This is a genomic window from Candidatus Obscuribacterales bacterium, assembly GCA_036703605.1.
Taxonomy (GTDB): Bacteria; Cyanobacteriota; Cyanobacteriia; order RECH01; family RECH01; genus RECH01.
In genome coordinates, this window is sequence record DATNRH010000004.1 from 1 (window position 1) to 10,240 (window position 10,240).

Genomic DNA, 10,240 nt, shown 5'->3' on the forward strand with positions numbered 1-10,240 from the left:
GAAGGCATTTTGATGGGCCCAAGTCGCCCGCTGAGCGTAGGGAGGCAGGTGATCAAACTGGGCGCGAGGAGCCGATGAGTTATAGCCAGCTTTTAAGCGCCCATAGCCCACCACAAAGAAGGGTAGATAGATCAACAAAGCAGCGATCGCTACGCTGTACAGCAAAATTGTGGGGGTTGAGACTGTCTCAACGAACGAAAGTGCCATGCTTTGATAGGTATAGGTCATGCTGCCCAAACCGTTGGAACTCTAGGGAATGGGTGGATAGCTTCCTAGAGTCCTAGTCTAGGTAAAACAAGGTGACGAGCCGACGCTGATCCTCTGCATCCTGGCAGGTTTTGAGCAGGGTGCGGCTGTCGTGGAAGGCAAAACAGATGAGCTGCTGGCACCGAGAGATAATTTCCTCGTTGCAGATGGCACTAGCCTCTGCTAGGGGCAAGTCATCATGGGCTGGGTTGGTGACGAGGTGCAGCACTTTTTCAAGCTGCTTGCGCGATTCCTTCGGCTGGCGATCGAGGCTTTGGGGTAAAATCACCGTCAACAAATTGGGGTCGGCACGCATGGCCCCCCGGATGGCGGCAGAATTTGTCCCGGTTGCGCCGGAGGTGAGAAGTTGGTTGCCGCCCAACACCAGCGCGTAGCTCATGAGTTCAATGAGATACTGATGGGTCATGGGCACATGCCGCGAACCCAGTATCGCGATCCGCTTCGCTCCGGTCTGTTGGATCGTCGCAAGTTCTTGTAAAAACTCGTCTACCTTCGGCAGGTCTTGCGGTAGGTCTACTGATTGACTCAAAGACGTTAAACACGCTGAAACAACGCAGCTATTTTAGCAGGTGTTGAGCCCCGAAAGCAGGAAAATATCGGGGCGATCGCTCGAATCGTCAGGCGATCGAATCTTTGAAGGACTCCCTGGATAGAGGCAATGAGCAGGAAACTATTGGGGCGATCGCTCGAATCGCTGTCGTCAGGGTTCATGGGATGGGGGTGTCTCAGAGCCAGAAGACGATAGCGGCGGTACCGGATCGTAGCCACCAGGATGAAGGGGATGACAGCGGGAAACGCGCCGCAGAGCCATCCAGCTTCCCTGTATCGGGCCAAAGCGAGCGATCGCTTCCATGGCGTATTGGGAGCAGGTGGGCTGGAAGCGACAGACGGGAGGAAAGAGGGGAGAAATAATCAGGCGATAGAGGCGAACGAGCCCAATCAACAGGGACGTAGCGAGGGATTTCAGCATGGAGGATGGGAGGCGCACTATGACCAGTGTAGCTGTGCAGTAGGTGTTTATTTGGACCTTTTATTGGGGCTGACGTTCTAAAATGTCGTGGATATATAGCTCCTGCACCAAAATCATGCCCACCAGGGCCAGGGGGGTAGCAACTAGCACCCCCAGCGGGCCAAACAGCAGCCCCATGGCGACCACGGCGGTCAGCGTCAGTACCGGCGGCAAGTCGGCGGTCTTCATCTGCACGATTGGGGTGAGCACATTGCCCTCTACCTGCTGCACGATCAGGTAAAACACCGCCACGTACAGGGCCATCATTGGCCCTACGGTAAACCCCATGAGAATGGCGGGCACCGCCGACAGCAGTGCCCCTACCACCGGAATAAACTCAAATAGCCCAGTCAGCACCCCTAAGGCCAGGGCCAGGGGCACGCCCAGTAGGTGCAGGCCAACGCCGATGACCAGGGCGACCAGCACCATTGACACCAGTCGCCCCAGCAGCCACATTTTGAGACCGTTGATTACCTGGTCGATCACCTGGCGGGCACGGGGACGTCCCTGGAGAGGCACCAACTGCACCAGGCTAGACCGGTAGAGATGGGCATCGACGGACAAAAACAGGGCGGTGAAGAAAATAAAAAACAGGTTAGCCAAAATACCAAAACTTTCAGCAAAAGCTCCGGTCAATCTATTCAGAGTGTTTTGTATGCTGGGCAGGTTGCTGGTGTCGTTCAGGTCGTCGATTACTTCGGGGGGCATGTGATCGCTCCAAGGCCCCGAGGTGATAAAGTCTTGCAGCGAAACGAGGGCCGTCTCGACCTGCTCGACTAGATCGCCAAATTGCCCGATCACCGCCGGTACTAGCAGCACTAGGCTTAGCCCTAGCAGCACCAGTGCGATTGCCAGCACCACCCCCAGTGACCAGGGATGGGGGATGGGAGTCAAGCGTTGTACTTGTCCCGCTGCGAACCGCAGGGTGATCGCCAGCAGCACCCCTAAAAACAGCATGAGCAACACGTCGATTAAGACCCACAGCAGCAGTCCTAAGACTCCCAGTAAGGCCAGGGCCATGGTGATTAGTACTATTCGTTGCAGATCGGCACCGCTATTTTTGGCCATAGTGCCCCTAGGATTGCCCCTGAAGATTGGTTGTTGGTTGGTCCAATGCGCGGTTCATGTCCGCTTACTTCATAGAAAACTGTTGCGATCGCTCTGCCACCCCCCCTAGGAGAGAGGTGAGGCTAAATGCTTGCCAATCGTTACGTTCTCCTACGTACTAACCGATCATCTCCGTCGAACTTAGGTCAACTGGGGGAGCATGTTACTCAGATTCAGAGAACGGCTCGGTGACGCCTGTCCAATTAAAGTCATTGATTTGAAGACCGAAGGAGCCCGTCTCACGGGTAGGGCTGTAGCGCAAAAAGATGGAATAGGTGCGTCGCTGATATTGCAGGAGAAGATCGGTATTGATTTCTTCTTGCTCGGTTAGGTTGTAGGAGGTTTGGAAGCCGATTAAGACCGGCCCAAAGAGCTGCACGACTAGTCCACCGGATAGCACTTGGCGATCGCGCAATTCGTCAAAGATGAAGGGCGACTTGGGACCCTCCGGCGTGATGGAGTAGGTCAGGTTAAAGGCTAGATAGTCGAAGGCATCGTCGGATAGATGGCCTACCTGCCCCCGCACGCCAATCGAGGCGGTGATCCCTGTTTGGGTATCTCCGCTGCTGTAAAAGCCCGTAAAACCTTGGAGACGGGTGATGAGATCAAGCGAAGGAACGAGCGGCGTGGGTGTAAACCGCAATCCTTCCTCTCGGGTGGCGGGTAGGGCTTCCCCTGTCCATAGGCGAAAGCTGCGGGAGAGGGTGAAGCCAGCTTCATAGCGGGTGAGGGTGGCGCGGTTATTGGTGCGTGGGCGAGGAGGCAGCAAGTCATCACGCCGCTCTTGGCGAATGTTGGCGTTAATACGGTTGATGCTGGCTTGATAGGTGAGGTTGATCCCCGTATTGCCGAGTTGATAGGTCGGGGATGTGAGGAGTAGCCCGTAGCTCCACTGTACGTTTTGGGATCCTAGACTACCGTTGAAGACGCGATCGCGGTAGGCAGACTGGAACGAGAGGGTATGGCGGTTAATAGACTGACTAATGCGGAGCTGGGCCCGGATGCGTTCGTCGTAGTCTTCCTCTTCAAAGTTGAGGCTGGTAAGTTCGACTTGCCCCGCTAGGCGAGTGGTGGGGCTAAGCTGCATGTCGAGCCGCCCCGTCACGCCGTAGAGCGATGAATCTGATAGATCAAACCCTTGATCAAAAGCGCGCTGAATATAGAACTGCGGTGTAATCTGGACGCGAATGAGGGGCTCGTTGAGCACTTCGAAGGTGCGCTCGATAAAGACTCCATCGCGATCGCGTTCATCAATACCGATGGAAATAGGCAGGGGGCTACTGCGTTCTTGGTCATCAATAATGACGCGATCGCGGAGGAGCGGTAGGGTAAATCCTTGGTCAAAGACCATGCGCGGATTGCGCGCCCGAATTTCGCTGCGAGTGGGCGATAGGCGGGTAAAGGTCACTAAGTTGGAGCGAATTTCCAGTTCTGGAGGGGAGAAGGGATCGTTGGTGAGCCGCACGTTGGTGGCTGTCCAACCGCCGGGGTAAAACTCGATCTGCTCGGCTTCAAAGCGAACACGTTCAACGCCTCCACCCGTTTGTTGCCCTACTATGCTGCTGCCTTCACCGATCGACAAGCTGCCGGTGGAGTTGACGGTGAGGGGTAAGAATTCTTCAGTGGTTTCTGATTCGGGATCCTCGGCGAGGAGTTCGCCATCAGCCGGTCGAGGGGTTGCCGGGGGATCGTTGGTGGGAGATGTTTGACCGCTGGCATTGAAGACGGTGCCTTCCCGCCGCACGAAGTTATACTCCATGCGATCGCCCTGGAGCAGTTGACCGGGTTCGATGTAGACAACATTTCCGTCGGCAACGGCTAGCCGGTTGACCAAATTGACCCGCAGGCGATCGGCCTGCAGAATCGAATCTTGGTAACGCATTTCCACGTTGCCTTCGGCCACAAAGACTTGCTGGGTTTCATCAAAGTCTTGGCGGTCGGCGGTGAGTTCTACGATGTCTTGAGCTGGCTCAACCGGGATGGGAGTATCGCTGGGAACGGGTGCCTCGGTTGCTGGGGGCGGGGTGGATGGATCGGGGATCACCAGGGTGGGGCGATCGCTGTCTTCGGGTGGAAGAACCTCGTCAAGCTCGTCGGTTACTTCCGGATCTAGCCCAGGTGGAACTGTGGGTAGGGTGGGGCGATCGCTGTCTTCAAGCTCGGGGAGATCCTCCCGTTCAAACTCAAGATCTGGCGGCAGGCTTGGCAAGGACGGACGATCGTCGTCCGGTATCTCCGGTACGTCCTCGTTGGGCAAGTCCTCAATCGAGTCGGGAATCGAGCCGGGGATCGTGTCGGGTTCCTGGGATGGAGTGGGAGGAAAGGGAGCAAAAATTGGATCGGGACGAGTCAGATCGGTTTCAGAGGCAGGCGCATCATCGTCCTCTGCGGTCTCTTGCTCTTCAGAAGAGGGCTGAGCCGTAGGTAATTGCGTAAGCTGTCGCTCTAGTTGCTCCAGCAATGCACTCGGCATGGGTAGAGTGCTGAGCCCATGGACTGGGCTATCCGGCGGCAGTTGATGAGAGGTCAACCCATCGAGTTCTGGCAGAGACGTTGGGAATGTAACCCTGTCTGGTTCAGGGGTGGCGGACGAGGGTGCCGCTGCTAGGTTGGATGGCGGTGTGCTGGATGGGGAGGCTATCCCTTGACTTGGACTGACCGTTGCTGCTTGAGGCGTGAACGGAGCATCTGCATGGGGATAGTCCCAGGTGCTTATGGATGGAGTTCCTAGCTCCTCCAAGGGCGTTAGGCTGACGGTCAGACCAGGATCCGCCTGCCAGGCTGACGGCTGTAGCTCTAACGGTGGCCCTAAAACCGATGGCGGTGCGGTTGGAGTGTTGGCGATCGCGGGTAGGACAGGCGTTGTGCTGGCAGGAAGACGCTCAGGCATAACGATCAACTCTGGCGGAGACGGAGCAGGGATGATCGCCGGATCGATGGTGGGGAGATGGGCATTGGCAACGGTTGCTGTCGGCGTTTGGCCCGAAGCCGAGTCTGATGAATCAGACTCTGGGGATTCTAAAACCCTGATAATGGGAGGCGGGGGAGGTGGCTCAACCAGATATGGCATAGACATCTTAAGGGCAAACTAAAGGGCAGCTCAACAAATCATCACAAGCTGCCCTTCTCCAACATAGTCTCGTTCGATCAACCGATTAATTGACCAATAGTCTTAATCAAAATCCCGACGGTTAGGGTTCCGAGCCGGGTCATTTGAAAGAAAGCCAAAAACAAACAGGGCGATAAAAAATCCGACTACGAGGTAAACAGCGATTTTAAGGGTCAGCATGGGGATATCTCCAAACAGTTGCCGTCATCAAGCTTTATTATCATACGAAATGACGTGGCCTTTTGCCGAGAGTTTCCTTGGTGACCCAATTTGCCTCAGGATCGCGATCGCTGCACATGTGTCTGAACCCAGTGCCAAAGGGATGTGGTCCGCTCTTCTAGCCACACCATACTTAGATCTAGCCATTCCAAGACTTGTTCGAGGGGATGCTTCACATAGCCCATGACCAGAGCATCGGTTTCGATCCAGTCGGGTTCTCCAGGATCAACGCCGTTGGGTTGGGAATAGATCAAGCTCTCGGCAGAATGAGTGCTGGCAGGAGGAACTTCGGTGTGTAGCGATGAGGGCTGCTGGGTTTGCAGGGGGGCGGGAGAGGGCTGGGTTGGCTGAAGTGCTTGATAGGGCGTGATCCAGCCGGGGGCTATCCGGGCGGTCGGCGCTGTTGGCCCATGGGTTTCCCAGTCTTCATAGCGCAGACCCCACGATGCGGCTGGATCCGGGGTGGGGTGGGTGGGCACGAGGGCAGAGGTTTCAGGATTCCAGAAGGTGCGCAGGGTCTGCCAGGGCGATCGCTGGGGACTAGGAATCTGGCGTTCTGGCAGGGCTTGGGCTTCTTGGAACAGGTTAGCGGCGATCGCCACCGGCCCGGTCTGCATCCAGGCGATCGCTTGGTTCATCCAGCGCATGGGCGGCAGGACGCGATCGTCGGTCATGGGTAGGGCTAGACCCTGAGTCGGTGGCGCATAGATGCGCTGCTGGTGGTAGTAGTCGGCTAGGGCTAAGACCATGCGGTGCTGGAGGCGAGTTTGTTGCTCTGGTGTCAGGCAGTCCACCACGCTGTTTTCATGGCCGATGAGAACGAGGGCTTGGCTGGTCACCTGGCAGGCCAGACCTTGGATGACTTGGGTGGTCTCGCTCTGCTGCAGGTAGAGGCGACCGGCAGGTAGGGCCAGGGGCGCAGCGGGTTTGAACTGGGAGATGAGCGATCGCAGCCAGTTTTGCAGACGGGGCGGCCGGGGTTCGAGAACGGCTGCAGGATCGGGGTTCGCCTGGGCGGGGTCTGACGTTGGCTCCATGGCATCTTCCCAGATGGCGGGCAGATCTAGCGACGGCAGCGATCGCAGGGTGTCGTGCAGGGGCGTGTCGGCGGTGGGCGGGGCTGCTGCGGTTCCCAGTTGGGGTAAAACCCGCCGCACGGTTTGCCGCAGTTGTCGTCCTAAAACGCGGGTCGTTTGGGTAGCCACATAGAAGGGATAGAGCAGCACCTGCACCCCCCAGACCATGGCGATCGCACTTTTGCGCCAGGTTAGCTGCAGGTCGTCCCGCAGACGGCGATAGTTCTGGGTTAATTGATTTAAAATGCGGCTTTGATAGGGCCCTGTGGTCATGGTGCGATCGTCCTATCGATGGAGGTGTGGTGCTCGAACCCATACACTGAAACAGAAGGCTGAGCGGTGAGGTTGCTGATCAGAAGTGGTGAAGAACCGTCCGCTAGCTGTAGCTCAATCCTATCTCGAATCTTGCCCAGACCCATGATTGATTCTGTTGCCGATGCGGTCACCTGTATTACCCAAGCGAGCGATCGCCTGCGCAGCCTCACCCAGGCTGTGATCCAAACCACCTGGCAGGCGGTCTACGTGCCTGACCTGACCCCACCCACCCAATCGGCTCCCTGGGCGATCGCTCCCGTGAATGAGCGGGGGCATGTGGCCTGGGCGAAGGGGCAGCAGGTGCTGTGGCTACGGCAGGTGATCCGAGTGCCAACCGCCCTCGATGGCTACCCCCTGGCGGGATTGACGCTGCGGCTGTCGCTGCTGTGGTGGGCGGAGTTAGCCCAGATTTTTGTGGATGGTCGCTTGGTGCAGGAAGGGGACTTGTTTGACTGTGCCGTGCGGCTGATGCTCAGCGAGGCGGTACAGCCAGGGCAGGACTTTGAGGTGGCGCTGCGATTGGTGAGTCCGGGGCATGATGACGGAGCCCTGGTCACCTCCATCTGTCTTTACGAAAATCCCCAGGGTGGTTTGGAGCCGGTGCCGGAGCCAGGCTTTGTGGCGGATGAACTCACGGTAATGCTGCAGTACTATCAATATTTGGCTCCTGAGAAACTAGAGGCGATCGCCCTTGTGCTTCATGAGATCCCCTGGGGTGCCCGTGCTCACCGAGCTGCCTTTGACCATGCCTTGGCGGGACTGCGCGATCGCCTGCGTCCCTTGGGTTACCTGCTCAAACAACGGACGATCTCGGCCCTAGGCCATGCCCATTTGGATCTAGCCTGGCTCTGGCCAATTCCGGAAACCTGGGAAGTGGCAGAACGTACCTTTCAATCGGTGTTGGATTTGCAGGCAGCCTTCCCTGAACTGCTGTTTGGTCATTCCACCCCGGCTCTCTACGCCTGGCTGGAGGAGCATCGTCCCGAGATGTTCGCCCACATCCAGCAGCAGATTCAGCAGCAGCGCTGGGAGGTGATTGCTGGCCTGTGGGTGGAGCCGGAGCTGATGATTGTCCAGGGAGAATCGATTGTTCGGCAAGTGCTCTATGGTCAGCGCTACTGCCGCGATCGCTTTGGTGACTACAGTGCCGTGGCCTGGCTGCCCGACAGCTTTGGCTTTTGTGCCCAACTGCCGCAGATTTTCAGCCAGGGCGGCATTCGCTACTTTGCCACCCTGAAGCTGGACTGGAACGACACCACCCGCTTTCCCCATCGTCTTTTTCAATGGCGATCGCCCGATGGTAGCCAGGTTTTGAGTATCATGCTGCCGCCGATTGGTGTGGGTATTGATCCCATCAAAATGAGCCAGGTGGCTGGAAATTGGGAACAGCAGACCCAGGTGCAGGAATCGCTGTGGCTGCCCGGCGTGGGCGACCATGGCGGTGGCCCTAGCCGCGACATGTTAGAGGTGGCACGGCGCTGGCAGCGATCGCCCTTTTTCCCAACCCTGACCTTTGATCGGGTGCATTCGGTGATGGATCGCCTGGCCGCATCCTCAACGTCTCTCCCCGTTTGGCAAGACGAGCTGTATTTAGAACTCCATCGCGGTTGCTACACCACCCACGCCGATCAGAAATGGTACAACCGTCGCTGTGAAGAAGCCCTCTACCAAGCGGAACTGTGGTCGAGTCTGGCTACCCTAGTGACCGCCTGCGACTACCCGGCAGCGGCTTTAGAAACGGCTTGGAAACAGGTCTTATTTAATCAATTCCACGATATCTTACCCGGTTCTTCCATTCCCGAGGTTTTTGTTGACGCCAATCAATCCTGGCAAGCGGCCCTAGAGACCGGATATTACCTTCGCGATCGCGCCCTAGAAGCGATCGCCTGTCGAATTGATGCAACGCCTCCTAGATCCGATGCTCGTCCGGTGCTGTTGGTGAATTCCTTATCTAGAGAGCGATCGGCGGTGGTAATATTATCCTTGCCCGATGCGAATTGGATGGCTGTGGATCACCAAGGTCAACCCCTACCGGCCCAGCGCAGCGGTACAATAGACGCTCCTAAGCTTTTGGTTTCAGTCACGGTGCCCAGTGTGGGCTATTACCTGGTGTGGCTAGTGCCGGAACCCTCGATGGCAGGATCAGGGGGCAGCGATCGCCCTGACCACTGGTGTTTAGAGAATGACTATCTCCGGGTGCAGATTGATCCTGAAACCGGAGATATTGCTAGCCTCTATGATTACCAGAGCGATCGCCAAGTGCTCAGCGCTCCCGGCAATCAGCTTCAAGCCTTTCGCGATCGCGGTCAATATTGGGATGCCTGGAACATCGCCCCCGACTATGCCGACCATGCCCTACCGCCCACAACCCTGGTCTCCATCCAGTGGCAGGAGTGGGGCCCTCTGCGCCAACGGCTGCGGGTGGTGCGTCATCTGAATCAGTCCACGATTACCCAAGACTATGTGCTAGATGCGCGATCGCCCCTTCTGTGCATGGAAACCCAGGTGGATTGGCAAGAAGAACAGGTGGTTTTGAAAGCTGCCTTTCCTTTGGCGATCGCTGCCGATGTGGCGACCTATGATGCTCCCTTTGCCGCGATTGAGCGATCGACCCGACCCACAACGCCAGCGGAGCAGGCCAAGTGGGAAGTGCCGGCGCTGCATTGGGCAGATGTGACCCAGGCGGATGGGGACTACGGCGTCAGTCTGCTCAGCGATACGAAGCATGGATATGATAGCCAGCCTAGCCAACTGCGCCTAACGTTGCTGAAGGCTCCCCTCTGGCCAGACCCTCAAGCCGATCGCGGTCATCACCAATTTACCTACGCTATTTATCCCCATGGTGGCAGTTGGCAAGCTGCCCATACAGTTCACCACGGTAAATATCTAAATCAACCTATCCAAGCGATCGCTCTCCCTGGAGTTGGAGATACGCCGACTCTGCCACCGGTGGGCAGCTTTTTGGAACTGCCCGATAATTTGATTCTGGCGGCCTTGAAGCGATCGGAGGACTCGCCCAACCATTGGATTGTCCGTACCTATGAATGCCATGGACAATCTGCACCTAGGGTCGATTGGGCAAATCTTGGTCTGCTCTCGGCCTATGTCGATCCTCAGTCGGTGCGGCCGGTTAATCTG

General features: G+C 57.1%; 9 protein-coding genes. 1 reads left to right on the forward strand and 8 read right to left on the reverse strand.

The genetic code is table 11. From position 1 onward, the window contains the following. From V6D20_00120 to V6D20_00155, 8 genes are all read right to left on the reverse strand, one after another. The coding region (locus V6D20_00120; protein ID HEY9814202.1) for an MAPEG family protein at positions 1-207 on the reverse strand (207 nt) is incomplete at its 3' end. Between the two features lie 73 nt (positions 208-280). Next, complete coding sequence (locus V6D20_00125; protein HEY9814203.1) at positions 281-796, reverse strand: hypothetical protein; 516 nt, start codon at positions 794-796, stop codon at positions 281-283. Between the two features lie 5 nt (positions 797-801). Then, positions 802-978 (reverse strand): hypothetical protein, encoded by a 177-nt coding sequence (locus tag V6D20_00130; protein ID HEY9814204.1) that lies wholly within the window; start codon positions 976-978, stop codon positions 802-804. Next, positions 968-1,237 carry a membrane protein insertion efficiency factor YidD gene (gene yidD / locus V6D20_00135; GenBank protein HEY9814205.1) on the reverse strand — a complete coding sequence of 90 codons (270 nt, stop codon included), beginning with the start codon at positions 1,235-1,237 and terminating at the stop codon, positions 968-970. The genes V6D20_00130 and yidD overlap by 11 nt, the downstream gene beginning before the upstream one ends. A 60-nt stretch (positions 1,238-1,297) precedes the next feature. Further along, the gene (locus tag V6D20_00140; GenBank protein ID HEY9814206.1) at positions 1,298-2,296 is read right to left on the reverse strand and encodes an AI-2E family transporter; all 999 of its coding nucleotides are present in this window, start codon (positions 2,294-2,296) and stop codon (positions 1,298-1,300) included. A 250-nt stretch (positions 2,297-2,546) separates the two neighbouring features. After that, positions 2,547-5,453, reverse strand: coding sequence for a DUF3769 domain-containing protein (locus V6D20_00145; protein ID HEY9814207.1), 2,907 nt, complete (start codon positions 5,451-5,453; stop codon positions 2,547-2,549). A 102-nt stretch (positions 5,454-5,555) separates the two neighbouring features. Next, the gene (locus V6D20_00150; GenBank protein HEY9814208.1) at positions 5,556-5,672 is read right to left on the reverse strand and encodes a photosystem II reaction center protein I; all 117 of its coding nucleotides are present in this window, start codon (positions 5,670-5,672) and stop codon (positions 5,556-5,558) included. A gap of 95 nt (positions 5,673-5,767) precedes the next feature. After that, the gene (locus V6D20_00155; GenBank protein ID HEY9814209.1) at positions 5,768-7,060 is read right to left on the reverse strand and encodes a hypothetical protein; all 1,293 of its coding nucleotides are present in this window, start codon (positions 7,058-7,060) and stop codon (positions 5,768-5,770) included. A 144-nt stretch (positions 7,061-7,204) separates the two neighbouring features. Here V6D20_00155 and V6D20_00160 point away from each other — a divergent pair. After that, positions 7,205-10,240, forward strand: a 3,036-nt coding sequence (locus V6D20_00160) for an alpha-mannosidase (GenBank protein HEY9814210.1), incomplete at its 3' end; no start/stop codon positions are given.

Coding starts and splice junctions, on each gene's coding strand:
- V6D20_00130 (HEY9814204.1), bottom strand. CDS start 978: ATGAACCCTGACGACAGCGATTCGAGCGATCGCCCCAATAGTTTCCTG.
- yidD (HEY9814205.1), bottom strand. CDS start 1,237: ATGCTGAAATCCCTCGCTACGTCCCTGTTGATTGGGCTCGTTCGCCTC.
- V6D20_00140 (HEY9814206.1), bottom strand. CDS start 2,296: ATGGCCCTGGCCTTACTGGGAGTCTTAGGACTGCTGCTGTGGGTCTTA.
- V6D20_00145 (HEY9814207.1), bottom strand. CDS start 5,453: ATGCCATATCTGGTTGAGCCACCTCCCCCGCCTCCCATTATCAGGGTT.
- V6D20_00150 (HEY9814208.1), bottom strand. CDS start 5,672: ATGCTGACCCTTAAAATCGCTGTTTACCTCGTAGTCGGATTTTTTATC.
- V6D20_00155 (HEY9814209.1), bottom strand. CDS start 7,060: ATGACCACAGGGCCCTATCAAAGCCGCATTTTAAATCAATTAACCCAG.